Source organism: Pseudomonas quasicaspiana, from assembly GCF_021147825.1.
GTDB classification, from domain to species: Bacteria; Pseudomonadota; Gammaproteobacteria; order Pseudomonadales; family Pseudomonadaceae; genus Aquipseudomonas; species Aquipseudomonas quasicaspiana.
In genome coordinates this window covers 157,929-183,692 of record NZ_JAGTPI010000005.1, presented here as the reverse complement: position 1 = coordinate 183,692, position 25,764 = coordinate 157,929, and the positions used below count along the sequence as shown (strand labels likewise).

Annotated in this window: 25 protein-coding genes; 10 read left to right on the top strand and 15 right to left on the bottom strand. The window is 57.4% G+C overall.

Annotated elements, in window-relative coordinates; translation table 11 throughout:
- Positions 1 to 282: 282 nt before the first annotated feature.
- On the bottom strand, positions 283 to 1,773 hold the full coding sequence (locus tag KDX30_RS05930) for a helicase HerA-like domain-containing protein (RefSeq protein ID WP_231675239.1): 1,491 nt from the start codon (positions 1,771 to 1,773) through the stop codon (positions 283 to 285).
- A 380-nt stretch (positions 1,774 to 2,153) separates the two neighbouring features.
- Here KDX30_RS05930 and KDX30_RS05925 point away from each other — a divergent pair, with 380 nt between their 5' ends.
- A complete protein-coding gene (locus tag KDX30_RS05925) occupies positions 2,154 to 3,149 on the top strand; it encodes a lysylphosphatidylglycerol synthase transmembrane domain-containing protein (protein WP_099270871.1) in 996 nt (331 codons plus the stop codon).
- Position 3,150: 1 nt separating this feature from the next.
- Here KDX30_RS05925 and KDX30_RS05920 read toward each other — a convergent pair whose 3' ends face one another.
- From KDX30_RS05920 to KDX30_RS05910, 3 genes are all read right to left on the bottom strand, one after another.
- The gene (locus KDX30_RS05920) at positions 3,151 to 3,336 is read right to left on the bottom strand and encodes a hypothetical protein (RefSeq protein WP_122708115.1); all 186 of its coding nucleotides are present in this window, start codon (positions 3,334 to 3,336) and stop codon (positions 3,151 to 3,153) included.
- A 191-nt stretch (positions 3,337 to 3,527) separates the two neighbouring features.
- The gene (purU, locus tag KDX30_RS05915; RefSeq protein ID WP_027900605.1) at positions 3,528 to 4,379 is read right to left on the bottom strand and encodes a formyltetrahydrofolate deformylase; all 852 of its coding nucleotides are present in this window, start codon (positions 4,377 to 4,379) and stop codon (positions 3,528 to 3,530) included.
- The gene (locus tag KDX30_RS05910) at positions 4,358 to 4,684 is read right to left on the bottom strand and encodes a hypothetical protein (RefSeq protein WP_231675238.1); all 327 of its coding nucleotides are present in this window, start codon (positions 4,682 to 4,684) and stop codon (positions 4,358 to 4,360) included. Before KDX30_RS05910 ends, purU begins: the two co-directional genes overlap by 22 nt.
- A 54-nt stretch (positions 4,685 to 4,738) precedes the next feature.
- On the opposite strand from KDX30_RS05910, the gene mvaT reads away from it, so the two are divergent.
- A complete protein-coding gene (mvaT, locus tag KDX30_RS05905; RefSeq protein ID WP_027900603.1) occupies positions 4,739 to 5,119 on the top strand; it encodes a histone-like nucleoid-structuring protein MvaT in 381 nt (126 codons plus the stop codon).
- A gap of 90 nt (positions 5,120 to 5,209) precedes the next feature.
- On the opposite strand, the gene sbcB is transcribed toward mvaT, so the two are convergent.
- Positions 5,210 to 6,640, bottom strand: a complete 1,431-nt coding sequence (gene sbcB, locus KDX30_RS05900; protein ID WP_231675237.1) for an exodeoxyribonuclease I — start codon at positions 6,638 to 6,640, stop codon at positions 5,210 to 5,212.
- A 180-nt stretch (positions 6,641 to 6,820) separates the two neighbouring features.
- Between sbcB and KDX30_RS05895 the strand changes: the two genes are divergently transcribed.
- The 6 genes from KDX30_RS05895 to KDX30_RS05870 are packed head-to-tail and all read left to right on the top strand — an operon-like array spanning position 6,821 to position 13,690.
- Positions 6,821 to 7,546 carry an RDD family protein gene (locus KDX30_RS05895; protein ID WP_231675236.1) on the top strand — a complete coding sequence of 242 codons (726 nt, stop codon included), beginning with the start codon at positions 6,821 to 6,823 and terminating at the stop codon, positions 7,544 to 7,546.
- A complete protein-coding gene (locus KDX30_RS05890; protein ID WP_231675235.1) occupies positions 7,543 to 8,523 on the top strand; it encodes a stage II sporulation protein M in 981 nt (326 codons plus the stop codon). Before KDX30_RS05895 ends, KDX30_RS05890 begins: the two co-directional genes overlap by 4 nt.
- The gene (locus KDX30_RS05885; RefSeq protein ID WP_231675234.1) at positions 8,510 to 10,084 is read left to right on the top strand and encodes a DUF4129 domain-containing protein; all 1,575 of its coding nucleotides are present in this window, start codon (positions 8,510 to 8,512) and stop codon (positions 10,082 to 10,084) included. Before KDX30_RS05890 ends, KDX30_RS05885 begins: the two co-directional genes overlap by 14 nt.
- Positions 10,081 to 11,292, top strand: coding sequence for a DUF4350 domain-containing protein (locus tag KDX30_RS05880; protein WP_231666324.1), 1,212 nt, complete (start codon positions 10,081 to 10,083; stop codon positions 11,290 to 11,292). Before KDX30_RS05885 ends, KDX30_RS05880 begins: the two co-directional genes overlap by 4 nt.
- Positions 11,289 to 12,350, top strand: a complete 1,062-nt coding sequence (locus tag KDX30_RS05875) for an AAA family ATPase (protein WP_231675233.1) — start codon at positions 11,289 to 11,291, stop codon at positions 12,348 to 12,350. The genes KDX30_RS05880 and KDX30_RS05875 overlap by 4 nt, the downstream gene beginning before the upstream one ends.
- Complete coding sequence (locus KDX30_RS05870) at positions 12,347 to 13,690, top strand: DUF58 domain-containing protein (RefSeq protein ID WP_406643754.1); 1,344 nt, start codon at positions 12,347 to 12,349, stop codon at positions 13,688 to 13,690. Before KDX30_RS05875 ends, KDX30_RS05870 begins: the two co-directional genes overlap by 4 nt.
- A gap of 110 nt (positions 13,691 to 13,800) precedes the next feature.
- Here the strand turns inward: KDX30_RS05870 and KDX30_RS05865 are convergent, their stop codons facing one another.
- Positions 13,801 to 14,160: a PilZ domain-containing protein gene (locus KDX30_RS05865; RefSeq protein WP_231666322.1), complete on the bottom strand. Its 360-nt coding sequence runs from the start codon at positions 14,158 to 14,160 to the stop codon at positions 13,801 to 13,803.
- 234 nt (positions 14,161 to 14,394) lie between these two features.
- A complete protein-coding gene (locus tag KDX30_RS05860) occupies positions 14,395 to 14,769 on the bottom strand; it encodes a tetratricopeptide repeat protein (RefSeq protein ID WP_027900594.1) in 375 nt (124 codons plus the stop codon).
- Positions 14,770 to 14,945: 176 nt separating this feature from the next.
- Here KDX30_RS05860 and pyk point away from each other — a divergent pair, with 176 nt between their 5' ends.
- Positions 14,946 to 16,397, top strand: a complete 1,452-nt coding sequence (pyk, locus tag KDX30_RS05855) for a pyruvate kinase (RefSeq protein ID WP_027900593.1) — start codon at positions 14,946 to 14,948, stop codon at positions 16,395 to 16,397.
- A gap of 144 nt (positions 16,398 to 16,541) precedes the next feature.
- Here the strand turns inward: pyk and KDX30_RS05850 are convergent, their stop codons facing one another.
- Both KDX30_RS05850 and KDX30_RS05845 read right to left on the bottom strand, forming a co-directional pair.
- On the bottom strand, positions 16,542 to 17,480 hold the full coding sequence (locus KDX30_RS05850) for an iron-sulfur-binding ferredoxin reductase (protein ID WP_231675232.1): 939 nt from the start codon (positions 17,478 to 17,480) through the stop codon (positions 16,542 to 16,544).
- Positions 17,473 to 18,591, bottom strand: a complete 1,119-nt coding sequence (locus tag KDX30_RS05845; protein ID WP_231675242.1) for a GGDEF domain-containing protein — start codon at positions 18,589 to 18,591, stop codon at positions 17,473 to 17,475. The genes KDX30_RS05850 and KDX30_RS05845 overlap by 8 nt, the downstream gene beginning before the upstream one ends.
- Before the next feature lie 378 nt (positions 18,592 to 18,969).
- Here KDX30_RS05845 and KDX30_RS05840 point away from each other — a divergent pair, with 378 nt between their 5' ends.
- On the top strand, positions 18,970 to 20,493 hold the full coding sequence (locus tag KDX30_RS05840; RefSeq protein ID WP_122708130.1) for a fumarate hydratase: 1,524 nt from the start codon (positions 18,970 to 18,972) through the stop codon (positions 20,491 to 20,493).
- A gap of 178 nt (positions 20,494 to 20,671) precedes the next feature.
- Here the strand turns inward: KDX30_RS05840 and KDX30_RS05835 are convergent, their stop codons facing one another.
- The 6 genes from KDX30_RS05835 to KDX30_RS05810 all read right to left on the bottom strand — a co-directional run bounded on the left by KDX30_RS05835 (position 20,672) and on the right by KDX30_RS05810 (position 25,558).
- The gene (locus KDX30_RS05835) at positions 20,672 to 21,364 is read right to left on the bottom strand and encodes an RES family NAD+ phosphorylase (protein WP_231675231.1); all 693 of its coding nucleotides are present in this window, start codon (positions 21,362 to 21,364) and stop codon (positions 20,672 to 20,674) included.
- On the bottom strand, positions 21,358 to 21,762 hold the full coding sequence (locus KDX30_RS05830; RefSeq protein ID WP_099270889.1) for an antitoxin Xre-like helix-turn-helix domain-containing protein: 405 nt from the start codon (positions 21,760 to 21,762) through the stop codon (positions 21,358 to 21,360). The genes KDX30_RS05835 and KDX30_RS05830 overlap by 7 nt, the downstream gene beginning before the upstream one ends.
- 357 nt (positions 21,763 to 22,119) lie before the next feature.
- Positions 22,120 to 23,277 (bottom strand): phospholipase D-like domain-containing protein, encoded by a 1,158-nt coding sequence (locus KDX30_RS05825; RefSeq protein ID WP_231675230.1) that lies wholly within the window; start codon positions 23,275 to 23,277, stop codon positions 22,120 to 22,122.
- Positions 23,278 to 23,280: 3 nt separating this feature from the next.
- Positions 23,281 to 23,862 carry a YceI family protein gene (locus KDX30_RS05820; RefSeq protein ID WP_122708138.1) on the bottom strand — a complete coding sequence of 194 codons (582 nt, stop codon included), beginning with the start codon at positions 23,860 to 23,862 and terminating at the stop codon, positions 23,281 to 23,283.
- 80 nt (positions 23,863 to 23,942) lie between these two features.
- Positions 23,943 to 24,275: an amidase gene (locus KDX30_RS05815; protein WP_231675229.1), complete on the bottom strand. Its 333-nt coding sequence runs from the start codon at positions 24,273 to 24,275 to the stop codon at positions 23,943 to 23,945.
- Positions 24,276 to 24,508: 233 nt separating this feature from the next.
- A complete protein-coding gene (locus KDX30_RS05810) occupies positions 24,509 to 25,558 on the bottom strand; it encodes a serine hydrolase domain-containing protein (RefSeq protein ID WP_231675228.1) in 1,050 nt (349 codons plus the stop codon).
- Positions 25,559 to 25,764: the final 206 nt, after the last annotated feature.

The following is a 25,764-nucleotide window of genomic DNA, read 5'->3' as shown; positions in this document are numbered from 1 at the left end:
GGAAGGCGGCGTTCCTGACGACCCAGATGCTGTGAACGTACTGGCCCCTTCGCGAATGAATTCGCTCCCACTGGGTTGCGCACGCCTCAGGTTGACGCTGATCCTGTGGGACCGAATTCATTCGGGAAGGCGGCGTTCCTGACGACCCAGATGCTATGAACGTACTGGCCCCTTCGCGAATGAATTCGCTCCCACAGGGATCTGAAGTCCTGGCAGGCCAACACAAAATATCCCACAGGTGCATCGCACAGTGCGGTCGCCAATATCCTCCGCGGATATTAACTACCTGCGCTTCTTACCCCCACCCAGCAACGACCCCAACAACCCTCGCACCAACTGACGCCCCAACTGATTCGCCGCCTGGCGCACAGCGCTTTTCATTGCCTGCCCCGCGACACCACCCAGAAACTCACCGGCCATGTCACTGAAGCTTTCCTGCTCCTTGGCGCTCTTTGTTGGCGCAGCCTCCGTTTCGGATACAGCGACTTTTCGCGCAATAAGCATTTCATAGGCCGATTCACGATCAACAGGCTTGTCATAGCGCGCGGCCAGTGGCGACTGGGCAATCAGACTGACACGCTCGGTATCGGTCAACGGCCCGATTCTTGATTGCGGCGGCGCGACCAGCACTTGCTGGACCATCGCTGGAGTGCCCTTGTCCTGCAATGTACCGACCAGCGCTTCGCCGATGCCGAGTTGCGTAAGCACCGCCAGCGTGTCGATAGCCGGATTGGGTCTGAACCCGTCTGCCACGGCGCGCAACGATTTCTGCTCTTTGGCAGTAAACGCGCGCAAGCCGTGCTGGATGCGTAACCCCAATTGCGCCAGTACCTGATCAGGCAAGTCACCCGGCGACTGGGTGACGAAATACACGCCCACGCCTTTGGAGCGAATCAACCGCACCACTTGCTCAAGCCTGTCCTGCAACGCCTTGGGCGTGTCGGCAAACAGCAAATGCGCTTCATCGAAAAACAACGCCAGTATCGGTTTGTCTGCGTCACCGCGTTCCGGCAACTGCTCGAACAACTCGGCAAGAAGCCACAACAGGAAAGTCGCGTAGACCTTGGGCGCCTCATGCACGAGTCGGCTGGCGTCGAGCAAATGAATACGCCCTCGCCCATCGTTCGCAGGCCTCAGGATATCTTCCAGTTGCAGGGCTGGCTCCCCGAACAACGCCTCAGCGCCCTGCTGTTCGAGCACCGCCAGTCGGCGCTGCAAGGCCTGGCTCGAACCGGTAGTCATCAGCGAGCTGTCTTCACCCAGCAACTGCGGATTGTCACGCAGATGATTGAGTAACGCTTTGAGATCCTTGATATCAAGCAGCAACAAGCCTTCCCGGTCCGCCACTTTGAAGGCCGCGTAAAGCGCGGCTTGCTGACTGTCCGTCAGCTCCAGCAAGCTGCCCAGCAACAGCGGACCCATTTCGCTCAGCGTCGTGCGCAGTGGATGACCGGACTTCCCGTGAACGTCCCACAAAGTAACCGGATAGGCTTTCGGTGTGTGATTGAGCCAAGGCATGCCAGCAATCCGCTCGGCAATCTTGCCTTGCGGTGCACCCGCTGCGCCCAGCCCGCACAAGTCGCCCTTGATATCAGCGGCGAACACCGCAACGCCGGCATCACTGAAGGCTTCGGCCAGACGTTGCAGCGTCACCGTCTTGCCGGTCCCGGTCGCTCCCGCCACCAGACCATGACGATTCCCCAGGCGCAGTGCCTGACTCACCGGTAGCCCGTCGGGACCGGCACCTATCACAATGTTCTGAACGTCTGACATGTCATCACCTGTCTTGATCGTTGTATCAGTGTGGTCCACGCGTAAGGAAACAGTGCGAAACTTAACGCTATAGCAGGGAAGGAAGGATGCAACCCCTGGTAGGAGCGAACTTGTTCGCGAGGGTTTGGCTGGCGATGCTCATCTATCGTTTTGGCCGGCGCTTCGCGAACAAGTTCGCTCCTACCGGGTATGCGCAGTTCGCAGGAGCGGCTTTAGCCGCAAGCGCGTCAGCAACACACTATCGACACCACCTGACGAACATCTGCCGTAATCGGTGGTCAACGTTAAACTTTTCCGTGATCATCCAGCGCAAGGCCAAACACCCCCATGACTGCATTTATCTCGCTGGCCCACCTGCTGCAACCTTCAGAGCATCAAGAATGAAGCGAATTGCATGGTTGGCTATTGGCTTGCTGGCAGCCGTGCTGATCCCTTTGCTGTTGGGCGGCGGCGATATCTTTCAGCGTCTGCGCAGCTTTCCCTTCCCGCTATTGATGGTGATGTTCGGCATGATCATCCTCTGCTGGGGCCTGAATACCCTACGCATGCGGATCCTGTTGGGGGATAGCGCACAAAAGCTGACAATCAATAAAAGCCTGGGCCTGATTATGGCCAGCGAGTTTGCCTATTGCGCAACGCCCGGTGGCAGCGGTGGGCCACTGACGTTGATGGCAGTGCTCGCCCGAAATGGCGTCAGACCAGCAAAAGCCAGCGCAGTATTCGCCACAGACCAACTTAGCGACCTGGTGTTTTTCCTCGTGGCGTTGGTAGGAATTATGTTCTATGCGCTATTCCACACGCTCAGTGAGCGTATGGAATGGCTGTTGGGCTTCAGCGCAGTGCTCGTCGTGGGCAGCCTGTGCCTGTTTCTGGGATTCGCCCGCTTCCATCGTCAGGTCATCAAGTTCAACGGCCGGTTGCTGAAGCGCTTCAAAACCAAAAGCACAACCCGGTTTCGTTGGGCACGCAAGGTTTTGCATTTCCGCGATGCGCTGGCTGAAACCTGGAAAATGCCACGTCAGAAACTGATCGCAGTGTTTGTGCTGACCTGCCTGCATTGGGGGCTGCGCTACAGCATTTTGTACCTCGCGCTGCTGGGCCTGGGCGTCAATGTGCAGTGGGCCTGGACGTTTCTGATTCAGATGCTGTCGCTGACGGCCGGACAGTTCAGCCTGCTGCCGGGAGGCGCAGGTACTGCCGAGCTGACATCTGCTGCGCTGTTGGCACCCATGGTCGGTAAATCCACCGCAGCGGCCGCGATTCTGATCTGGCGCACAGTGACCTACTACTTCTATCTGGTCGTGGGCGGGCCAATTTTCCTGCTGATGGTCGGTCGACCACTGCTGAACAAACTGATGCGCTTCAACCAGATCTGAATCAAGTGTCGGATTTGTCGCCTGGTTGCAGGTCTTTATCCGCCAGAGTGGCGCGCCAAAGCTCGGCAGCGCCGTCGAAATCGGCACCGTCTTCTGGCGTCAACGCATCCGGATCATAGCGACTGAGGCACCCCTCACCCAGAGTGGGGGGCGCTGTTGAAGTGGCTTTATCGAGGGGATCGGTCATGACGGTTACCCTGGAAGCTTGCTAACACACTTGAGCCGAGGTGCGATTTAACTGTGGGAGCGAATTCATTCGCGAAGGGGCCGGACCTGAAAATATATCAGCGCATGCACCATTATCTTCGCGAATAAATTCGCTCCCACATAGCGACACACCCAGGAAACGACGTCGCATCCCGAGTGCACAAAAGCAGCTTAGTCGAACACGACCGTCTTGTTGTCGTGCACCAGCACGCGATCTTCCAGGTGGTAGCGCAAGCCACGGGCCAGAACCATCTTCTCCACGTCGCGACCGAAACGCACCATGTTTTCAATGCTGTCGCTGTGGCTGACGCGTACCACGTCCTGCTCGATGATCGGGCCTGCATCCAGCTCTTCAGTGACATAGTGACACGTTGCGCCGATCAACTTGACGCCTCGCAGAGAGGCCTGGTGATAAGGCTTGGCACCGACGAATGAAGGCAGGAAGCTGTGGTGAATATTGATGACCTGATGGGCATATTCACGGCACAGCTGCGGCGGCAGGATCTGCATGTAACGCGCCAGCACCACCACGTCCGCCTGATGATGAGCAACCAGACGTGAAACTTCGGCAAATGCCGGCTCCTTGTCCGTCGGGTTCACCGGCACGTAGTAATAAGGAATGCCATGCCATTCGACCATGCTGCGCAAATCCTGGTGGTTGGAAATCACGCAGGCAATTTCACAGTCCAGTTCATCGCTGTGCCAGCGGTGCAGCAAGTCCGCCAGACAATGGGACTCGCGACTTGCCATCAATACAACGCGCTTCTTCTGTGCCGAGTCAGTGATGCGCCAGTCCATCGCAAACTCTTCAGCGATAGGGGTGAACGCCTCGCGGAACGCGTCGAGATCAAAGGGCAGCGTATCGGCACGAATTTCATGACGCATGAAGAACCAGCCACTCTGGTTGTCAGAGTGATGGCTGGCTTCGGTAATCCAGCCGTTATAGGACGCCAGAAAGTTACTGACTTTGGCAACGATGCCGACACGGTCCGGGCATGAAATCACCAGACGAAAAGTGCGCATTGGGGGAAACTCCAGAACTTCGCAAAGGCGGCTATTCTAGCGCCTGCGCAGGAAAACTGCAGTAGTCCTGTAAAACTGATTGGTGACTGCCGCCGGTACCCTGGCATGCCGAAATCGCCACCTTGCCACACCGGTAGCTGATTCCTGAACGAACGCTTAAAAAGCTGCGATTTAAACGCCTTAATAGCGACTATCTTTACCACATGCGCTACGCCATTTAGTTTATGAAGCGTCTGTAGGACGCGGTATATTTCTAAATAATTCAAATAAAACTTTTCTTTAATGTTTACTTGATCAAGGCGCATGACTATTATTGCTTCACTGTATCCCTGCCCACCTCTCAACATAAGGTAAGCCTCATGTCTCTGATCAACGAGTACCGCGCTACAGAAGAAGCCATCAAAGAACTGCAAGCGCGTTTGAAGAACCTGTCCCAAGACGACAAACTGCAAACCGAGCTGGAATTTGAAGGCAAACTGCGTACGCTGATGGGCGAATATCAGAAGTCCCTGCGTGACATCATTGCTCTGCTCGATCCAGAAGCCAAAGTTGGCAAATCTGCACGCGGCGGCGCAGTTAAAGCGACCGGCACCAAGCGCGCGCGCAAGGTCAAGCAATACAAAAACCCGCATAACGGCGAAGTCATCGAAACCAAAGGTGGCAACCACAAAACGCTGAAAGAGTGGAAAGCCAAGTGGGGCGGTGATGAAGTTGAAGGCTGGGCAACCCTGCTGGGCTAAACCCGGAGCAGGTCCCGCTTCACTCGTTACACTAAAAACGCCAGCCGAGCTGGCGTTTTTTATTGCCCGAAAAAAACCGCACTCGTTACATCAAAGGCCCAGCCTCTGGCGCAGAGCCTCTACGTAGTCCTGCCATTCACGTAATATCTCAAGCTGCGCAGGGGTAGCACTAAGGGATAGTTCCACAAGTGCCTGAGTAAAACTTTGCAGGGTATTAGGCGCCCCGGATTCCGGCACCGTCAGACGTGTCCTACAAAAAACAAGCCAGCGCTGTTGCTCTTCTGCATTCAAGGTTTCAGCAAAATTACGCGCCCGATAGCGAAATAATAACTCTGGCAAACGCGCATCATCGAAAGGCCATGCCTGGCTGCCTAACGTTTCAGGCTCTGCATTGCGCACTTGCTCACAAAGCCTGCGATCACGGTCACCAATAAATCCGTCATAAAGTTGTTGCTCGGGATCTTCACTGGCAACAAAGTCATCAGCGGCATAAATGGTGTTCAGCTTTTCCTGCCAGAGCGCCTGGGCCTCATTGAGATGACGTACTCGCTCGCTAAACACTGTCATGTCGAGATTCAAGCGTTGCTGATCTTCAGCTCGCAGCACCTTCAGCGGTGCGATCACCGGGCACCGATTTATATGCAAAAGTTTAAGGGGGACCGGCAGTTCGCCCTCGGCCAAATCTTCGCGACGGGTATATAACCGTTGTCGCAATATGTGTGCATCCTGCTCCAGTAATGGCAAATGATCCTGATGTAAATCGCACACAATCAGTGCGTTTCTATTTTGCGGATGCCAGGCCAGCGGAAGCACAACCCCCAGATAATGACGTGCCGCCGAAAAGCGCCCGGAGATATGAACCAGCGGTTCCATCAGCCGTATCTTTTGCTGGACGTTCTGCTTGCTGCGCAACTCGAAAAGATAATCGTAAAGACGGGGCTGTTTTTCACGAACCAGACGCGCGAGAGCAATAGTCGCCCGCACATCAGACAAAGCGTCATGAGCCTGTCCGTGATCGATACCATTAGCAGCCGTCAACCGCTCAAGCTTAAGCGTTACCCGACCATCATCTTCCGGCCAGACAATGCCTTCCGGTCGCAGTGCATAGGCAGCGCGCACCACATCAATCAAGTCCCAGCGACTGTTTCCGCTTTGCCACTCACGGGCATAAGGATCAAAGAAATTCCGGTAAAGGCTGTAGCGCGTCATTTCATCATCGAAGCGCAAAGTGTTGTAGCCCGCTCCGCACGTGCCCGGCGCAGCAAGCTGGGCATGAACACGGGTCATGAAATCAGCTTCGCACAACCCCTTCTCGGCCAGCGTGGACGGCGTGATACCCGTAATCATGCATGCGGCAGGATGCGGAAGAATATCGTCGCTGGGCTGGCAGTGAATATTAACCGGCGCCTCAATTTCATTGAGTTCGGCATCCGTACGGATACCCGCCATCTGCAACGGGCGATCATTGCGCGGATTGATACCGGTGGTTTCGTAGTCGTACCAGAAGATGGTGGAAGTCACGGGCTGATCCTGAACAAAAGACCGGCAAAGTGTAGGGCTTGAGAGTGGTAAAAGGCGAATAAGGCTAAGTGTGCGTTAAAAGAAACCTTTTCTTACAACACATGTAGAAACAGTCCGGTTGCTTACCAACCCAACAGTCCCTAGCATCAGGTTTTGTTTTCAGGCGTACCTCTTCCGACAATGCCCTCCCCGCACGCTTTGCCAAGGACTGCACCGCCAATCGCGCCGCTGGACACCCGCAGCCGGATGGAAACCCCGGAAGGTATCGACCTGCTGCTGCGTCCGGCAGGACTGGTCCCTCGCGCTCTGGCCTTCGCCATCGACTTCACCATTCGTGCCGTAGCCATCGGCATGCTCTTGCTGGTCTTCAGCCTGTTCGAATCCTTTGGCGCAGGCCTCAGTGCTATCTCCATGTTTCTGGTTACCTGGTGGTACATGGTGCTGTTCGAAGCCCTGAACCAAGGGCGCACACCCGGCAAGCAGATCATGCGTCTGCGAGTGATCCACGATGACGGGACCCCGATCGGCTGGACCGCCTCGCTCATCCGCAACCTGTTGCGTTTCGTCGATATGCTGCCGTTCGGCTACAGCCTTGGCGCTATCAGTTGCCTGCAACACCCCCAATTCAAACGCCTCGGCGATCTGGCCGCCGGTACTCTGGTGGTCTATCAAGACAAACCACCGAGTCGTCCGGTTCTGCCACACGCCACACCGATCATCGCGCCGTTCGTGCTGAGCCTTGAAGAACAGCGAGCCATTCTGAGCTTCGCGGGACGACAAGCCGAACTGACCTCGGAACGCACCCAGGAGCTGGCATCGATTCTCGCCGCGCCGCTGAACGTAAGCCCGGCACTGGCAGTGCCGCGACTGAACAGCATAGCCACCGGCTTGCTGGGGCCAACATGAAACAAGGTCTGTTCGAACTTCGTCATCAGGCTGAATGGCGGCGCTTCGCAGAGCGTCTGGACGGTCTCGAAAAACGCAAAGCACCAGGCTCATCGAACGAGACCTTCAGTCGCGAATACCGGCGTATCTGTAACCAGTTGGCCGTCGCCCAGGAAAGAGGCTACAGCAGCCATCTGGTTGATCCACTGCAACAACTGTCCATGCGTGGTCATCAGCAGTTGTATCGGCATCGTCATCCCTTCGGTGCGCAACTGCTGAGTTTCGTGCTGGCAGGATTCCCGCAACTGGTGCGCGCCGAATGGCGTCTGATCGCCATCGCCAGCCTGCTGTTCTTCGGCAGCCTTATCGTTATGGGCTTGCTGGTGTATGGCTTCCCGGATCTGATCTACAGCGTTATGGACCCTGGACAGGTAGGGCAGATGGAGACCATGTACGACCCGCAGTCGAGTCGCATCGGTCAAGCAGTGGAGCGCGCCGCCGATGATGACTGGATGATGTTTGGCTACTACATCATGAACAACATCGGGATTGCCTTTCAGACGTACGCCAGCGGTCTGCTATTCGGGCTTGGCAGCCTGTTCTTCCTGTTTTTCAACGGGCTGACGATCGGAGCTGTAGCCGGGCACTTGACCGGTATCGGCTATGGTCAGACATTCTGGTCATTCGTTGTCGGCCACGGTGCATTTGAGCTCACCGCCATCGCACTGGCGGGTGCCGCAGGACTCAAACTTGGCTGGGCATTACTGGCCCCCGGAGCATTGCGCCGCGGTGAGGCATTGCGGATTGCAGCGAAAACCAGCGTGCAACTCATCTATGGCGTCATCCTCTTCCTTTTGATTGCAGCGTTCATAGAGGCCTATTGGTCTTCCATGACCTGGCCGCAGCCGGCAATCAAATACACAGTGGGTGCAGTGCTCTGGACGTTAGTCATCGCTTATCTGGTTTTTGCAGGCAGGACACACCATGCGCCTGACTGACGCCAGCATTGCGATCCACCCACGAACGCCGTGGGAAGCCATAGACCTGGGCGTGCTACTGGCACAGCAGCATCGCGGACTGCTGATGGCAAGCTGGGCCATTGTCACCTTGCCGATTTTTGCGCTGCTCAGCCTGTTGCTCTGGAATCATCCGACCACCGCGATCCTGCTGTTCTGGTGGCTCAAGCCCGTCTACGAACGCTTGCCACTTCTCATTCTGTCCCAAGCGTTGTTCGACCCTGCACCCAGCCTGAAAGATGCACTCAAAGGCTGGCTGAAAACGTTGCGCCCTAATCTTCTCGCCAGCCTGACGTGGCGTCGACTCAGCTTGAGTCGCAGCTTCACGTTGCCCGTGCATCAACTGGAACAACTCTCCGGCGAGGCACTCCGCCAGCGCATTGGCGTGCTCAGCCAGAAGGATCAGTTCGTCGCTCGCTGCCTGACTGCAGTGGGCGGTACGCTGGAGTCGTGCCTGTGGGTCGGGATGATCGTGTTGTTTTATGCGCTGATTCCCCAGCAGGTAGAGCTCGACTGGACTTGGCGGACAATGCTCGACCTTAACAACCAACTGAACTGGCTGGAGCACCTGATCAATCTTTTCTATGCGCTGATCCTGACCGTGTGGGGACCTGTTTACGTGTCCTGCGGTTTCACCCTGTACCTGAATCGGCGCACGGTTCTGGAGGCCTGGGACATTGAACTGGTCCTGCGTCGGTTGCGCCAACGGCTGACGGGAAGCGCCTATGTGCTGATGATCGGCCTTGGCCTGACGCTGATCAGTTCTGCACCGCCCGCATGGTCTGCGCAGCAGGATTTCAGCTGTCCGATTCCCTCCCTGTCCCCTGAGGGCGAAGCTGGCCCCGACAGCCCGCGCCTCGTCAATCAGGAACTGACCAGCGCGGCTGCGCGGCAGAACATCAAAGAAGTGCTGCAACAGCCGCCGTTCAAGAACCCGAAAACCGTTTCGGGCTGGCGGCTGCCTGAAGCCCCAAAAACGACGCAGGAAAAAAGCTACGACAGGAGCACAGCGCTGTATGGCTGGGTGAGATGGCTACTGCATTTCGGCAACGTCCTCGCACAGGTCTTTCAGGTTTTGTTGTGGGGAATAGTGATTGCCTTGGTCGGTGTGGTGATCTGGCGCTACCGAAAATGGCTGGCCGCGTTCGTCAATCGCCGCGCTCCCCGCAAGAAACCACAGCGCGCCCCACCTGAACAATTGTTTGGCCTGCAAGTCAGCGCCGAAAGCCTCCCGGCCGACATTGCAGGCAGTGCGGAACAACTGTGGCCAAACCAGCCACGTGAAGCGTTGGGGTTGCTCTATCGAGCGCTGCTCAGCCGCTTGCTTGTCGACTATCAACTGCCCCTGAAAAGCGCCGACACCGAAGGCCAGGTCCTGCAACGAATCGCCGCGCTTGATCAACCGGCTCTCAATGACTTCAGCCAAAGCCTGACCCGGCACTGGCAAAATCTGGCTTATGGTCACCAGCTACCTGCAACTCCGGTACAGCAAGAACTTTGTGATGGCTGGCGACGCCTGTTTGATCGGGAAATGCAGTCATGACCCGACGCCGCTGGTTACTGGCCGCACTCGCTTTGCTCGTTCTGGGCGCAGTTGCGGCCTACCTGCTGAAGAATCTGGAGCGCTATGAGGAAACGGTCGATCAAGGCCCCTCCCCCGAAGTCCGTGCCAATCCATGGCTGGCAGCGGAAAGTTTTCTACGCAGTCGCTCCATCGACGTAAAAACAGCCGACTCCACCAACAAACTGCCCGATGCGAGGCTTGAATCCCAAACCTTGCTGCTGCTCGACTATCGCGACAACATGACGCCTTCTCAAGCGGACAAGGTACTGCAGTGGGCGCGGTCAGGCGGGCATCTGCTGTTTGTCGCCGAGCAACTCTGGAATGAAAAAAAAGGTCGTAGCGGCGACCTTTTGCTGGACCGGTTACAGATTCGTCAATTACTCACCAAAGACCTGAAAGGGCAGGATTATTCACCGGTCAGCCCGGTTAACCCGGTTATCCCGCTGCGAACACCTGAACCCAAAGCACCCAAGGTGCCTTGGCCAGGCCTGACACGTTTGTATCTTGAAAACGAAGAAGCTCCGGCTTACATGAGCTTCGACCCCAGCTTCCACCTCGAAGACCCTGAGGATCACGCCCAGTCCTGGGCCAACAGCGCTGACGCAACGCACATGTTGCAGTTGATCTATGGCGAAGGCCTGATCACCGTGGTGACCGACGCCGATTTATGGAAAAACCGATTCATCGATGATTACGATAATGCATGGCTCCTGTGGTACCTGACCCAGGACAGCAAAGTCACGATGGTCGTCAGAAACCAACACGACAACTTGTTCAGCCTGCTGCTGCGTCACTTTCCGCAGCTGCTATTAATGCTGACGCTACTCATCGGCGTCGGACTCTGGCGGGCAGGCATGCGCCAAGGGCCTGTGCGAGCACCTGCTGTCGGTGCGCGCCGCCAACTCACCGAGCACCTGCGCGCCAGCGCCGAGTTCCTGCGTCGTCGCAGCGGCCAGCAAACTCTCTTGCGCAACCTGCAGGCAGAAATTCAGCGCCGCGCCCGCATTCGTCACCCCGGCTTCGAATCGCTAGTGATCGCCGACCAATGGCAGGTTCTGGCACGCCTGACCCGCCAGCCAACCAGTGTCATCAGCCAGGCATTGCGCCCACGTCCGGCACAGCGCATGTCCAGTTCCGACTTCACCCGTCAGGTTGCCCACCTGCAAACCATCAGGAATGCCCTATGAGCGATCTACCCAACGAACCGTCCACAAGCCCCGAGCCTGTCGTCGAGTTCAATATCGACCCGGCAGCCACGCCCGCACCGGCAGCCAGCAATCAGGCGCAACAGCGTCAGCGCGCCAGCCAGTTGGCCCAGGCCTTACGCAAAGAGCTGCAAAAAGCCGTGATCGGACAAGCCGCCGTTATTGATGACGTGCTGACCGCATTGATTGGTGGCGGCCATGTTTTGCTCGAAGGGGTGCCGGGGCTCGGCAAGACTTTACTGGTCCGGGCGCTGGCCCGTTGTTTTGGAGGTGAATTCGCCCGCATTCAGTTCACCCCTGACCTGATGCCCAGCGACGTCACCGGCCATGCGGTCTATGACCTGCACACCGAGCAGTTCAAACTCCGTAAAGGTCCGATTTTCACCAACCTGCTGCTGGCCGACGAAATCAATCGTGCTCCGGCCAAGACCCAGGCCGCACTGCTTGAAGCCATGCAGGAACGGCAGGTGACCCTTGAGGGTAAACCCATGCCCATCGCCCAGCCGTTCATGGTACTGGCGACGCAAAACCCCATCGAACAGGAAGGGACTTATCCACTGCCCGAAGCCGAGCTGGATCGTTTCATGCTCAAACTGCGCATGGACTACCCCGATGTCGACGAAGAGCTGAGCATGGTCCGCCAGGTCACCCGCTCGAGCCGGGCCGACATGCTCGACGTGCAACCGTTACGCGTTGTGCTTCAGGCGCGTGAAGTACAGGCCTTGCAGCGAATTGCGAGCGAGCTGCCGCTGGACGATCAGGTGCTGGACTATGCCGTTCGACTGGCGCGCGCAACCCGTAGCTGGCCGGGCCTGACTCTGGGCGCAGGTCCCCGGGCCTCGATTGCACTGGTACGTGGCGGCCGGGCGCGGGCTTTGCTGCGCGGGGGCGAGTTTGTCATCCCTGACGACATCAAGGATTGCGCGCTGGCCGTGCTGCGCCATCGGGTAAGGCTTGCACCGGAACTGGATATCGAAGGCCTGTCGGTTGATCAGGTCCTCAGTCAGTTGCTCGATCAGGTTCCGGCGCCCCGTCTATGAAGCAACTGCTGAAACCATCGACAGCACTGCTTGGCTGGCTGGGAGGCCTGGCGGGCATTGCACTGCTGCTCGGTGTTCTGTCCGCACTGGCCATTGAGGTGCCCGATGAAGTTGGCACGCTGTTTTACGCGTTGCTGCTGGCATTGCTGGTACTGGCGCTGGCGGATGCCATTCGGCTTACTCGCAAACCTTCACCGAGCCTCAAACGTGAAGTCCGCGGGAGTCTGGCGCTGGGGCGTTGGGCGCAAGCGCATCTGACGCTGACACACGATTATCCGGATGAAATCACGGTGCAGGTGTTCGACCATTTGCCGGACGGCTTTGAGGTAGAACATCTGCCACAAACCCTGGCGCTGCGGCCGGGCCAGCAAAGCCGGTTGAGCTATCGCATACGCCCGCTGCAACGAGGACTTTTCAAGCTTAGCCAGTGCGAAATAGAGCTGCCCAGCTCGATGAGACTCTGGCGGGCTCGTCGCTATCTGGAGTTGAATGACAGTACGCGGGTCTACCCGGATTTTGCCCGTGTCTACGGCGGGCAACTGCTGGCGGTTGAAAACTGGCTCAGCCAGATGGGCGTACGTCAGCGACAGCGCCGTGGGCTGGGCATGGAGTTCAACCAGTTGCGTGAGTTTCGTGAAGGCGACAGCCTGAGGCAAATCGACTGGAAAGCCACAGCACGCCACCGCACGCCCATCGCCCGTGAGTATCAGGAGGAAACGGATCAACAAATCATTTTCATGCTCGACTGTGGTCGACGCATGCGCAGCCTGGACGGCGATCTTTCGCACTTCGATCACGCGCTCAACGCCCTGCTATTGCTTGGGCATGTAGCCTTGCGTCAGGGCGATGCGGTAGGTCTGTCGACCTTTGCCAGCGAGCAGGACCGCTACCTTGCTGCGGTCAAAGGGCCGAGCCAGTTGAATGTGCTGCTCAACAGCGTCTATGACCTGAACAGCAGTCGAAGAACCGCAGATTACAGCGCGGCTGCTCGCCAGTTGATAGCACGCCAGAAGCGCCGCGCGCTGGTGGTATTGATGACCAACTTGCGCGATGAGGATGACGAAGAGCTGTTGTCCGCGGTCAAACTGTTGGGCCAGAAACACAGGGTTCTGATCGTCAGTTTGCGCGAAGAGGTGCTGGATACCTTACGGCACGAACCCGTTCAGACTTACGAAGACGCATTGATGTACTGCGGAACCATCGACTTTCTGAACGCCCGTTCCGAACTGCATGACCGCTTGAGCGCACACGGCATTCCAATTCTGGATTCCCGCCCGGCAGAACTCGGGCCGGAACTGATCAGTCGCTACTTGAACTGGAAAAAAACCGGTGCGCTATGAAAGCGCCTTACCAACATCCGCTGTCGCATAGCGATCGCCGGTCTGTCTGGAAAAACGCTTCGCAGCCTTCGGCAGCTCCTACGCAATTAGCGTCAGTCAGTTAGTCGCTCTCAGACCGATGCTTCCATCGGATAAAAGCTGAAGTAATGCCTTAGAGCACCAATCAGTTCCGCGTACTCCGGCGGTGACTCCGTCAATATGAAACCCGAGTCATAGCTACCCGGCGTTTCATCTTCGTGACACCACAGACAGGTCGCCGTCACCTCCAGAGTGACAGGCATTCCACGCTCACAAGGTACCTGCAGACGCAATTGAAATTCAGCTCCCACCATCATCGGCAGATCACTGATCAGCATCAATCCCTTCTCGGACACGTTGCCCAGACAACCCAATTGCTTGTTGGTGTAGCGGTTGAACACCCGCAGATAGCCAGGCAATTGATGCCGTTCGATCCTTCGCTCTTTCAACATAAGTCAGCCGCCATAGGTAGCCATTGAGCATGGCCGCGCTAAAACTCCTGGGGTAGCCAACACTGCGCATTGGCACCGTCAATACGGACAAACTTGAGTTTGTCGTCGCAGAAACGAGACTCTGACCCGATACAGGCGCCACAAGTCACGTACGTCCGTCTGCTTTTCGTAAGACTAGACCACTTGCGGCATACAGCCACTCAAAAACATTACAAAGGATCCAAACGAATGTAATTAACGCTTTACAGGGCTAACCTGAGCAGTCTGGACGCGTGGATAGTGACCCAACTGCTGCAGCGTCTCCAGGCGAGCTCTCGCTCTGAATGCGTACTCGCTGTAAGGGTACTGAGTAATGATGAACTGATAAGTCTGTGCCGCGTCGACAAACAGTTTTTGCCGCTCCAGACATTGCCCGCGCAACATCGATACTTCTGGCTGAACGTAACGACGCGAGCGGCTTTGACGATCAACCTTGGAGAGGCTCAACATCACAGCCTCGCAATCACCCCGATCATAGGACCGGTAAGCGCTGTTCAAATTGGAATTCATTGCCATTCGGGTACAACCACTGACGGCTGCCAGCAATACTAAAATCATCACGATTCGCATGGGACTCTCCTGTGCTCTGCAATATATCGACCTGAAACAGGATTTCTTCAAGCAGTTTTCGGCACCGGTCGTCTGCCGGTTACCGGCTCGCAAAATCTCGCGACAATGCAAAGAAACATGACTACAGATCAAGACAGTAGTAGCCTCTCGCTGCGCTTCATATAAGGAGTTTATGCATGACCGTTCGCCGCACTAAAATCGTCGCCACCCTTGGCCCTGCCAGTAACTCGCCGGAAGTCATCGAACAATTGATCCTCTCGGGTCTGGACGTTGCTCGTCTGAACTTCTCTCACGGCACTCCGGATGAGCACAAGGCACGCGCCAGGCTGATCCGTGAGATCGCCGCAAAGCACGGGCGCTTCGTCGCACTGCTCGGCGACCTGCAGGGTCCGAAAATTCGTATTGCCAAGTTTGCCGGCAAGAAAATAGAACTGAAAGTCGGTGATAAATTCACTTTCTCCACTGTTCACCCGCTGACCGATGGCAACCAGCAAATCGTGGGTATCGACTACCCGGATCTGGTCAAGGACTGCGGCGTAGGCGACGAGCTGCTGCTCGACGACGGTCGCGTGGTCATGCGCGTTGACACCCAGACTGCCGACGAACTGCACTGCACCGTGCTGATCGGTGGTCCATTGTCGGACCACAAAGGCATCAACCGCCGTGGCGGTGGCCTCACCGCTCCGGCCTTGACCGAAAAAGACAAGCAGGACATCAAGCTCGCTGCCGAAATGGACCTGGACTATCTGGCCGTTTCCTTCCCGCGCGATGCCGCTGACATGGAATACGCCCGTAAGCTGCGTGACGAGTCGGGCGGTACCGCCTGGCTGGTGGCGAAGATCGAACGTGCTGAAGCCGTGGCCAACGATGAAGTGCTGGACGCATTGATCCGCGCCAGTGACGCGGTCATGGTTGCCCGTGGCGACCTGGGCGTTGAAATTGGTGACGCCGAGCTGGTAGGTGTTCAGAAACGCATCATCCTGCACGCTCGTCGCCACAATAAAGCGGTAATCGTGGCAACACAGATGATGGAGTCGATGATCTCCAGCCCGATGCCGACACGCGCAGAAGTGTCCGACGTGGCCAACGCCGTGCTCGACTACACCGACGCCGTCATGTTGTCCGCTGAAAGTGCTGCCGGTTCCTACCCGATCGAAGCCGTGCAGGCCATGGCCCGTATCTGCATCGGCGCTGAAAAGCACCCGACAGGTAAAACCTCCAGCCACCGCATCGGTCACTCGTTCACCCGTTGTGACGAAAGCATCGCGCTGGCAGCCATGTACACCGCCAACCACTTCCCTGGCGTGAAAGCGATCATTGCCCTGACTGAAAGCGGTTATACCCCGCTGATCATGTCGCGCATTCGCTCCTCGGTACCGATCTACGCGTTCTCCCCGCACCGCGGTACTCAGGCCCGCGCAGCAATGTTCCGTGGCGTTTACACCGTACCGTTCGACCCGGCCAACCTGCCACCAGGCCAGGTCAGCCAGTCTGCGGTAGACGAACTGCTCAAGCGCGGTCTCGTTGAGCAAGGCGATTGGGTCATCCTCACCAAGGGTGATAGCTACCACACCATCGGTGGCACCAACGGCATGAAGATCCTGCACGTCGGCGATCCGTTGGTCTAAGACGGTCGCGCGCAGCAAACAAAAAGCCCCGGTTCGCGAGAGCCGGGGCTTTTTTGTGTTTGATGACCGGGAGTGAATAGCAGCGCATTTCTGTAGGAGAGGCCCCGGCGTCTATGGCACCGCGCCATCTCGCGTTTGAATGCCTTATTCACGCCCCACAAACACATCCGCCAAGACCTGATTACGCGGAATACCCGCCAGATAAAGTCGCTTGGCAAAGGTCTCTACACTTTGTGGACTGCCGCAGACCAGCGCCATGGTCTTGCGCGACAACATGCGCAAGTCGGCCAGCGTCGCGTCCAGTTCATCAGACGTCACCAGTTGGACCTGAACGCTGCCATGAGTACTTGCCAACTCAGCCAATTCGGTACGCAGGTAATGTTCACTGCCATCGCGCGCCAGATGAATAAGCCTGACAGGTCCCTGATGCTCTTGACGAAGCGCCTCTCGAAGCACGCCCCACAAAGGTCCGAGACCCGTTCCAGCGGCCAACAGTAACAACGGCCGGTCTTGCCAGTCCGGATCATATTGCAATGCCCCACCTCGCAACTCGCCTAGCCCGATGCGCTCATCCACACGTAAATGGCGAGCTACGTCAGCAAAGGCGCCCGCCTGACGACAGTCGATGTGAAACTCCAGAAAGCGATCTTCGCCGGGTATGCTCGCCAGCGAATAAGGCCGCGCGACGCCGCTATCCGTCCACAGCACCAGATGCTGACCAGCCCGATAACGCAACGGCCGTTCTGGCTCCAGACGTAAACGCAGTACCGACGGGCTGAGCCAGTCACATTCTGCGACCCGGGCTGACACCCCATCACGTTGTGGATCAAATACCTGGACGGTCAAATCCTGCATCACCCGACACTGGCAGGCCAGACGCCAGCCTTGCTGACGCTTACCCGCATCCAGCGCCTCAGGCAGGGCATCCGCCGGTTCGCCACTAATGCAGCGCACCAGACAGGCATGGCAACTTCCGGCCCGGCAGCTATAGGGGACCCTGACGCCAGCCTGATTGAGGCTGTCGAGTACATTGCTTCCTGCCTCGACCGTCCAGTGACGCTCGCCTACATGCAGCTCAGGCATCAACGTTTTCCCAACCCGCCACACATCGGTTACGCCCACCACGCTTGGCGCGATAAAGCGCCTGATCTGCGCGGTGTAGCGCTTCATCCAGATTGTCACCCCGTTGCAGCAAGGTCATCCCCACTGACAGGCTGAGATTTGAGCCGGGTAACGCCGCCAGTTCAACACGGCTGAATGACTCCCGCACACGCTCACAACAATCCACCAGTTGTTTTTCGTCACAGAGCGGTATCAACAACACAAATTCCTCTCCACCGTAGCGCGCCAACACATCGCTCTCGCGCAGACAGTCCTGAGCGCGGGCTGCAAAAGCCTGCAACACCTGGTCGCCAGCCGAATGGCCATGGTTATCGTTGATGCGCTTGAAGTGATCAAGGTCAATCAAAGCCAGCCCGTGAGAAGTGTCATCGTTGAGTTGATTCAACTCCCGGGCAGCCATGCGCAAAAAGTAGCGGCGATTATACAGGCCGGTGAGTTCATCGGTTGCAGCCAGTTCCTCAAGCTGAGCCATCATGCCGCGCAAGGTGTCCTGGTGGGCTTGCAAGGCGTAGCGACGCTGACGCATTCGCTGGCGCTGGGCATGCACATAACCGGCAAACAGGCTGAGCCATAACAGCATGACGAACAGGGCACTGATCTGCAGAAGTACGGTGCCCGGTTTCTGCAGGGTTCCGTTGAAAAACTCCCACGCGTTGATGCCTGTGAAGCTCAGCAGTACGAGCAAGGCGCAGCGGGCGAAAACCATGGGCGTGAGCTGAAACAGACCGAACAGAAGGATCGGCGCATAGATAACCAGGAACACACCGCGCGCTTCGCCCAGGCATGACAACAGCCAGGTCAGCCAACACAAGGCCAGCACTACCTGGAATTCAGTCAGGCTTGCATCAGTGAAGCGCTGATTGAATCGGGTGAGGAAAACGATCAGCAAAACCAGTTGGCTGAGCAGCACCGATACACAAGTGATCGCCGCCACATGCAATGGTTGATGCAGCTCTCCAGCGTAAATGGCCAGCCCGCTCAGTAACAAAACCAATACGTAGGTCGCCACCGCCAAACCAAATCGCTTCAGGAAAATGGACTGCGTGGTCGGAGATATTTCCCGTTTGCTCATCGTGCTCAAAAGGATTCCTTCCCGTAGTGGCACCAAGCCCAGAACTTTAGACTCGCGTCAAAAAGTTTCCAGCGACGGGGGATAAATACGTTCAAATAGGTTCAATTGCAACTGACGCGGGGTAGCTCAAGTACACGGATTACACGGCTTGCAGCCTTTACGCATGAAAAATCCCGCAGTAGTAGGGATAAACCAGTCAGCGGTCCAATCCTGGCAAGGCGCAAAACCGATGGATGGACCAGCGAGGTTGCGGGTTATACTGCCGCGCCTTTTTGTCGCAGCCAGCGATGCTGCCGTAGCAATGAGACATCGCAACATGGCAGATGACTCAGACAATATTTTTGAATGTTCCCGTCCTAAACAGAGGAGCGCGCCCACATGACCGTGATCAAGCAAGACGACCTGATTCAGAGCGTCGCCGACGCCCTGCAATTCATTTCCTACTACCATCCGGTGGATTTCATTCAGGCGATGCACGAAGCGTATCTGCGCGAAGAGTCGCCTGCTGCCCGTGACTCCATGGCGCAGATCCTGATCAACTCGCGCATGTGTGCCACCGGCCATCGCCCGATCTGCCAGGACACCGGAATTGTGACCGTGTTTGTGCGCGTCGGTATGGACGTGCGTTGGGATGGGGCCACCATGGGCCTGGACGACATGATCAACGAAGGTGTGCGCCGCGCGTACAACCTGCCGGAAAACGTTCTGCGCGCTTCGATCCTGGCCGACCCGGCCGGTGCTCGCAAAAACACCAAGGACAACACCCCGGCCGTCATCCACTACTCCATCGTTCCGGGTAACACCGTGGAAGTGGACGTGGCTGCCAAAGGCGGTGGTTCGGAAAACAAATCGAAGATGGCGATGCTCAACCCGTCCGACTCGATCGTCGACTGGGTCCTGAAAACCGTTCCAACCATGGGTGCAGGCTGGTGCCCGCCAGGCATGCTCGGCATTGGTATCGGCGGTACTGCCGAGAAAGCCGCCGTCATGGCCAAGGAAGTGTTGATGGAATCCATCGACATCCACGAGCTGAAAAAGCGCGGCCCGTCCAACCGTATCGAAGAGATGCGTCTGGAGCTGTTCGAGAAGGTCAACCAACTGGGCATCGGTGCCCAGGGCCTGGGCGGTCTGACCACCGTGCTCGACGTGAAAATCATGGATTACCCGACTCACGCCGCTTCGCTGCCGGTGTGCATGATTCCTAACTGTGCCGCCACCCGCCACGCGCATTTCGTGCTCGACGGTTCCGGACCTGCATCCCTTGAAGCCCCGCCGCTGGACGCCTACCCGGAAATCGTCTGGGAAGCAGGCCCGTCAGCCCGTCGCGTCAACCTCGACACCCTGACCCCGGAAGACGTGCAAAGCTGGAAGCCGGGCGAAACCGTTCTGCTCAACGGCAAGATGCTCACCGGTCGCGATGCTGCCCACAAGCGCATGGTCGAAATGCTCAACAAGGGCGAAACCCTGCCGGTTGATCTGAAAGGTCGCTTTATCTACTACGTTGGCCCGGTTGATCCGGTGCGCGAAGAAGTGGTTGGCCCGGCTGGCCCGACTACAGCCACGCGGATGGACAAATTTACCCGGCAGATCCTCGATCAGACCGGCTTGTTGGGCATGATCGGCAAATCCGAACGCGGCCCTACCGCTATCGAAGCGATCAAGGACCACAAGGCCGTGTACCTGATGGCGGTCGGCGGTGCTGCTTATCTGGTGGCTCAGGCGATCAAGAAGTCGAAAGTCGTGGCCTTTGCCGAACTGGGCATGGAAGCGATCTACGAGTTCGAAGTCAAAGACATGCCGGTTACCGTTGCAGTCGACAGCAAGGGCGAATCCGTCCACGTCACCGGCCCGCAGATCTGGCAGAAAAAGATCAGCGACAGCCTGGCGGTGGAAGTGCAGTAAGCACGTCGGCCTCAATAAAAAACCTGCAGAGATGCGGGTTTTTTATTAGCGTTCGAGGGCTACTGTAGGAGCTGCCGAAGGCTGCGAAGCATTCATCCTGACACACCGCCATCGCAGCCTTCGGCAGCTCCTACAGGTCCAATGGTTTCTGCGCGACAGCGCGGCGCCATTAACACCTTCAAGCATTCGAAAGCCGACTCACACTGGTGATCTGCCCACTCCAGATCATTTCGTAATGCGCAGTCTGAACAATCGACTTCACATGCCTGGGTGTCATCAATGCCCAGCAATGATTGCCCGGCGAGCGAACCGAGTTGTAGCGCAGCCCTGGGCACCCTGCCCGCTTGGCGGCGTGGCCCAACTGGCGAGCACTGGAATACTCATCAGGATCGTAGATCGGCTCTGAAAGTGACAGCCCGGTAGCATCGCGATTGGCTACTTCATCGAAGGTGCAGAGCAGGCCACGAAACAGAAAACGCTCATAGTTGAGCCCTGCCACTCTCGACCAATAGTGGTTCTGGTGATGACGCACCTCGGCGATGGCGGTTTCCATCACATCGGCCAGATACAGCACCCCGAAAGCCCCTGAACTGAAACGCGAGCCCGCCGGATTCACATGGGTGAACGGCCCTACCGCGTAAGAACAGCCGGGAATGCCAAACGGAATCTCAGCAACCGGGATCAACGCGATGCGCCCGATTTCATTCTGCAATCGTGGATTGGTCATCGCCTGTAGCTGATACAGCCCCTCAAACTCGGCAGCATCGGCAACATCGTCGAACAGATCGATGGGCGGGAATCTGGAATTGACCAACCGATAAGCCCGCTGCTCTTGCTCGGCAAGAAGTGGCAGGCTGTCGAGCGTCACCATTGCGCGCCCCGGAGTGCGTCGACGCGGCGGAAGGTTTCATACAGTGAAACGATGTCGCCCTGAGCCATGATGTCCAAGGGCTTGCGACCGTTGAAAAACTCGTTGTCATTGGCCATGGCCGGGAAGCCGTACACGTTGTCCGGGTTGTCGAAAACCGTGCGCAGTGCCGCATGAATGTTCAGCACGAAGCTGATGCGGTGCATCTGATCCATGTCCAGCCCGACCGACCATTCAGAGCCTGTCTGCTTGGCGCGGGTATACGTGCTGCGGGAGATACGCAGAATCCGACACGCCTGCTCGCTGGACGCATCCCACTTGTCGAGAATGCGCAGCGCGGTGCGCAGACCGGAAACGCATTGTTCTTTGGAAAGAGGCTGGAGTTGTGGGACGGCGGACATGAGAAACACCTTTTGCATCTATAGACTCAAACATTAGCAATAAGACTCTCTAGATGCAAATCGATCTCTACGCCTTACGTCGCTCCCACTGGATCGCATCCAGCCAGCCAGAGGTGTGGCGCAAGTGATTCCCAGAATGGCCACAGCCCTGTGGGAGCCGAGCTTGCTCGCGATGAACGATAAAGCGATATACCTGCCACTGCGCTCGGCTTATCGCGGGCAAGCCCTGCTCCCACAGAACCTGCACAGTCCCGTAGGAGTGGCCTTAGCCGCGAGGCGTCGGGACATTCACTACATATTCCTCGTCAGAAATACCGCTCTCCCGGCTAAAGCCAGTCCTACGGTTTCAGCAACAGCTCAGCCGCGCCGATCCAGCAAGTTCACCACCAACCGATCCACCCACCCCCAAAGCCGCTGTTTGACCCGGCTCCACAATGGCCGGGCTTTCCATTCAGCCAGGGTGATTTGCTTGCTCACCGCAAAGTCTTTTTCGAAGCTGGCGACCACATCCCGCGTCAGTCCAACGTCAAGGGCTTCAAGGTTGGCTTCCAGGTTGAAGCGCAGGTTCCAGTGATCGAAATTGCATGAGCCAATGCTGACCCAGTCATCGATCAGGACCATTTTCAAATGCAGGAAGCACGGCTGGTATTCAAAGATTTTCACGCCCGCACGCAGCAAGCGCGGGTAGTAGCGATGCCCGGCGTAGCGCACTGAAGGGTGATCGGTGCGCGGACCGGTAAGCAGCAGTCGCACATCAATGCCTTGGGCCGCAGCCTTGCGCAATGAGCGGCGAACTTTCCACGTTGGCAGAAAATACGGCGTCGCCAGCCATATGCGTTTGTGACCACTGTTCAGTGCCCGCACCAACGACTGCAGAATGTCGCGGTGCTGGCGGGAATCCGCATAGGCAACACGGCCTAGCCCGTGACCGAAAACAGGAACCTTCGGCAAGCGCGGCAAGCCGAAATTTTCTGCGGGGCGCCAGGCCGTACGACGCGGGTTGGCGTGGAACTGGCGGTCGAACAATGCCTGCCAGTCGATGACCAGCGGACCGGTGATTTCCACCATCACTTCATGCCACTCACTGACGTCCTCGGCAGGCTGCCAGAACTCATCGGTAACGCCGGTGCCGCCGACCACTGCGAGCTTTTTGTCCACCAACAGCAGTTTGCGATGGTCGCGGTAGAAATTACGTATCCCGCGTCGCCAGTTAATGCGGTTGTAGAACCTGAGGATCACGCCCGAATCGGTCAGGCGCGTTCTCAGCCCCAAGGTGAAGGCCTGGGCACCGAAATCATCAAACAGGCAGCGCACGATCACGCCGCGTTGAGCCGCATCGACCAAAGCCCGAACCACCGCCTCGGCACACGCGCCCGCCTCGACCAGATAAAGCTCCAGCTCGACCTGCTGCTGAGCGCCGTCAATCGCGGCAATCATGCGCGGAAAGAACGCTGGGCCGTCGATCAACAACTGGAACTGGTTATTCTCACGCCACGGAAAAATCGCCCCGGCCATACTTCAGCGCGCCGTGAAGATCAAGACGGCACCCACGGGCACCGCGAGGCTGACCGCCGATAACCCGGCCGCATTGCGCAGTGTCGTGAAACCAGGCACCAGATCAAAATCCTGAGCATTGACCACTAAAGGCTCAAGGGTCACGACCTGAAAGCGTCGCTCATCAAGACGCGTGGCGAGCAGTTCAGCCCGGTAACTGTGGGATTTGCCATGCAGTTGCACCACCAGCGGCAGACGCAATTCCAGCTGCGCGCCGGGCGCCAGATCATTGATCGGGCCCAGGTCGAGTTGAGCATTGATTTTCGCTCTGGGAAATTTCGCGACGTTAAAAACCTGCTCACGAATACGCTCATCGCGCAGGGCGATGCCGGTGCTGACTGACTCCAGCTCGACTTCAAGCTCGGCCGCACCTTTACGATCGACTTTGCCGTGCAAGGTCAGAAAGCGATGCACTTCAGCAATGTTGGCGTTTTTAGTGGAGGTGAACGACAGCCGTGAGGATTCGTTGTCCAGATACCAGTTCGCCTGAGCGGGCAACGCTGTCAGCGCCAACAAGGCCAGCAGCAGGCGGGTTGTGATGGGCATGCAAACTCCAGATGCGCATTAAGGGGCAACCGTACCGCCTGTCTGACCGCCGGCGAGCTGCTACGTTCGCATTCGGGCTTTCAAGGCGCTGACGGTAGCAAGCGACAGCCTTGTCGCTCGCCCTGCCAGGTCGCCACATTACTGAGGCCAAGACCTTCGGCAGTTACCCGTTTATTCGCCGCGTCGTCGAGCAAACTGCTCGGTACGTACTGTTTGACGTAACCACGGCAATACTCGGCGGAATTAAGCATGACGTAGCGACAGGAGCAATACTCTTTGGCGGTATAAGCGCTGATGATGCTCGGAAACGCCGCCAATGCGACGCGGTTTTGCCAGACCAGTACGCCTATTACAATCAATATCAATAGCAGCAGGCTGCTGAACGGACGACGACGAATAAAACCTGTGGTCATTGGCCTCCCCTCTTTGGAATGCATTTTTTCGGAACCGCCGCACCGCCTTCGACGCTGCACTATCGCGCAGCAAACACAGCCCTGTAGGAGTGAGCTTGCTCGCGATTCGGTCTGTCAGTCGATGAATATGTTGCCTGTGCTGACGCTATCGCGAGCAAGCTCACTCCTACAGGGGCTGTGTTTGCTTCACGATAGTGCGGTCTCAGGGACACAGCGCAATCTCCTACAGAAAATCATTTAGGGCTTGGGCTCTCCCTGCTGAACGCCGCCATGGCCAGTTTTAGAAGCTGATCATGGGAGTAACTGCCATCCCGATCATCGGCATAGCGAACGATCACCAGCCCGGCACTGGGTATGACGTACAACGCCTGCCCCCAATGGCCCAGCGCCGCGAAGGAATCAGCGGGTGCGTTAGGCCATGGGCCTATTTGACCGCTTGCGGTGCGGTTGAGCCACCACTGGCCGCCAGAGACCTCGGCGTTTGGCTGTTGATTGGCGAACGGCGTCAGAACGAAGTCGACCCAGGCTTTGGGCACTAACTGTCGGTCATTCCACAGCCCGCCGCGTTGCACCAATAAACCGATACGGGCCAGATCCTGTGCGGTCATGTAGGCGTAGGAAGAACCGACAAACGTGCCGCTTGCGTCGGTTTCCCACACAGCGCTGCGAATGCCCAGCGGCTCGAACAGTGCAGCCCACGGATAGTCCGCGTAGGCCTTTTCCCCGACCATGCCTTTCAGCGCGGCAGACAGGATGTTGCTGTCGCCACTGGAATACAGGAACGACGTACCCGGTTTGTGGGCACTGCGGTGCTCGGCTGTAAAGCGCGCCATGTCGTCCCGGCCACGGGTGTAAAGCATGGCGACAACCGAAGAATTGAGAGGCGCGTATTCATAGTCCTCCTGCCAATCCAGGCCGGAGGTCCACTGCATCAGATGTTTGATCGTAATATCAGGATGAGCGCGCAACGGCGGATAGAATTTTGCGGCGGAATCATCCAGCGTGAAGCGTCCTTCACCGAAGGCTACGCCCAGCACTGTCGCCATGATGCTTTTGCTGATGGACCACGTGAGGTGTGGCGTTTGGGCAGTGGTCACTCCGGCATAGCGCTCGTACACCACCTCACCGTCACGCAGTACCAATAACGCGTCGGTGCGAATGCCCTCCCGGGTTTGATCGTTGCGGGTCGGGAATGCGTAACCTTCAAGGGATTTCACTGCCGCCGAGGGTTCAGCATGGGCATTGAAGGCCACAAACAAAAGCACCAGCCAGGCAAGCCGCATCGGGACACACCTCAAAATTGAATCGCCGGACTTTAGCAGGGGGTTGTGACAGATACAGGTAGTGAGAGCTCTGTGGGACCGAATTTATTCGGGAAGGCGGCATCACGCCGGACAGATATGCAGTGAACGCACGGCCCTTTCGCGAATGAATTCGCTCCCACAGGAAATACAGCGTTCCCTCAACCAGCGTCACACAACCATCACCA

Excerpts from the sequence above, each read along its gene's own strand:
- KDX30_RS05930 (WP_231675239.1), bottom strand. The coding sequence starts at position 1,773 with ATGTCAGACGTTCAGAACATTGTGATAGGTGCCGGTCCCGACGGGCTA.
- KDX30_RS05925 (WP_099270871.1), top strand. The coding sequence starts at position 2,154 with ATGAAGCGAATTGCATGGTTGGCTATTGGCTTGCTGGCAGCCGTGCTG.
- KDX30_RS05920 (WP_122708115.1), bottom strand. The coding sequence starts at position 3,336 with ATGACCGATCCCCTCGATAAAGCCACTTCAACAGCGCCCCCCACTCTG.
- purU (WP_027900605.1), bottom strand. The coding sequence starts at position 4,379 with ATGCGCACTTTTCGTCTGGTGATTTCATGCCCGGACCGTGTCGGCATC.
- KDX30_RS05910 (WP_231675238.1), bottom strand. The coding sequence starts at position 4,684 with ATGCGCCTTGATCAAGTAAACATTAAAGAAAAGTTTTATTTGAATTAT.
- mvaT (WP_027900603.1), top strand. The coding sequence starts at position 4,739 with ATGTCTCTGATCAACGAGTACCGCGCTACAGAAGAAGCCATCAAAGAA.
- KDX30_RS05895 (WP_231675236.1), top strand. The coding sequence starts at position 6,821 with ATGCCCTCCCCGCACGCTTTGCCAAGGACTGCACCGCCAATCGCGCCG.
- KDX30_RS05890 (WP_231675235.1), top strand. The coding sequence starts at position 7,543 with ATGAAACAAGGTCTGTTCGAACTTCGTCATCAGGCTGAATGGCGGCGC.
- KDX30_RS05885 (WP_231675234.1), top strand. The coding sequence starts at position 8,510 with ATGCGCCTGACTGACGCCAGCATTGCGATCCACCCACGAACGCCGTGG.
- KDX30_RS05880 (WP_231666324.1), top strand. The coding sequence starts at position 10,081 with ATGACCCGACGCCGCTGGTTACTGGCCGCACTCGCTTTGCTCGTTCTG.
- KDX30_RS05875 (WP_231675233.1), top strand. The coding sequence starts at position 11,289 with ATGAGCGATCTACCCAACGAACCGTCCACAAGCCCCGAGCCTGTCGTC.
- KDX30_RS05870 (WP_406643754.1), top strand. The coding sequence starts at position 12,347 with ATGAAGCAACTGCTGAAACCATCGACAGCACTGCTTGGCTGGCTGGGA.
- KDX30_RS05865 (WP_231666322.1), bottom strand. The coding sequence starts at position 14,160 with ATGTTGAAAGAGCGAAGGATCGAACGGCATCAATTGCCTGGCTATCTG.
- KDX30_RS05860 (WP_027900594.1), bottom strand. The coding sequence starts at position 14,769 with ATGCGAATCGTGATGATTTTAGTATTGCTGGCAGCCGTCAGTGGTTGT.
- pyk (WP_027900593.1), top strand. The coding sequence starts at position 14,946 with ATGACCGTTCGCCGCACTAAAATCGTCGCCACCCTTGGCCCTGCCAGT.
- KDX30_RS05850 (WP_231675232.1), bottom strand. The coding sequence starts at position 17,480 with ATGCCTGAGCTGCATGTAGGCGAGCGTCACTGGACGGTCGAGGCAGGA.
- KDX30_RS05845 (WP_231675242.1), bottom strand. The coding sequence starts at position 18,591 with ATGAGCAAACGGGAAATATCTCCGACCACGCAGTCCATTTTCCTGAAG.
- KDX30_RS05840 (WP_122708130.1), top strand. The coding sequence starts at position 18,970 with ATGACCGTGATCAAGCAAGACGACCTGATTCAGAGCGTCGCCGACGCC.
- KDX30_RS05835 (WP_231675231.1), bottom strand. The coding sequence starts at position 21,364 with ATGGTGACGCTCGACAGCCTGCCACTTCTTGCCGAGCAAGAGCAGCGG.
- KDX30_RS05830 (WP_099270889.1), bottom strand. The coding sequence starts at position 21,762 with ATGTCCGCCGTCCCACAACTCCAGCCTCTTTCCAAAGAACAATGCGTT.
- KDX30_RS05825 (WP_231675230.1), bottom strand. The coding sequence starts at position 23,277 with ATGGCCGGGGCGATTTTTCCGTGGCGTGAGAATAACCAGTTCCAGTTG.
- KDX30_RS05820 (WP_122708138.1), bottom strand. The coding sequence starts at position 23,862 with ATGCCCATCACAACCCGCCTGCTGCTGGCCTTGTTGGCGCTGACAGCG.
- KDX30_RS05815 (WP_231675229.1), bottom strand. The coding sequence starts at position 24,275 with ATGACCACAGGTTTTATTCGTCGTCGTCCGTTCAGCAGCCTGCTGCTA.
- KDX30_RS05810 (WP_231675228.1), bottom strand. The coding sequence starts at position 25,558 with ATGCGGCTTGCCTGGCTGGTGCTTTTGTTTGTGGCCTTCAATGCCCAT.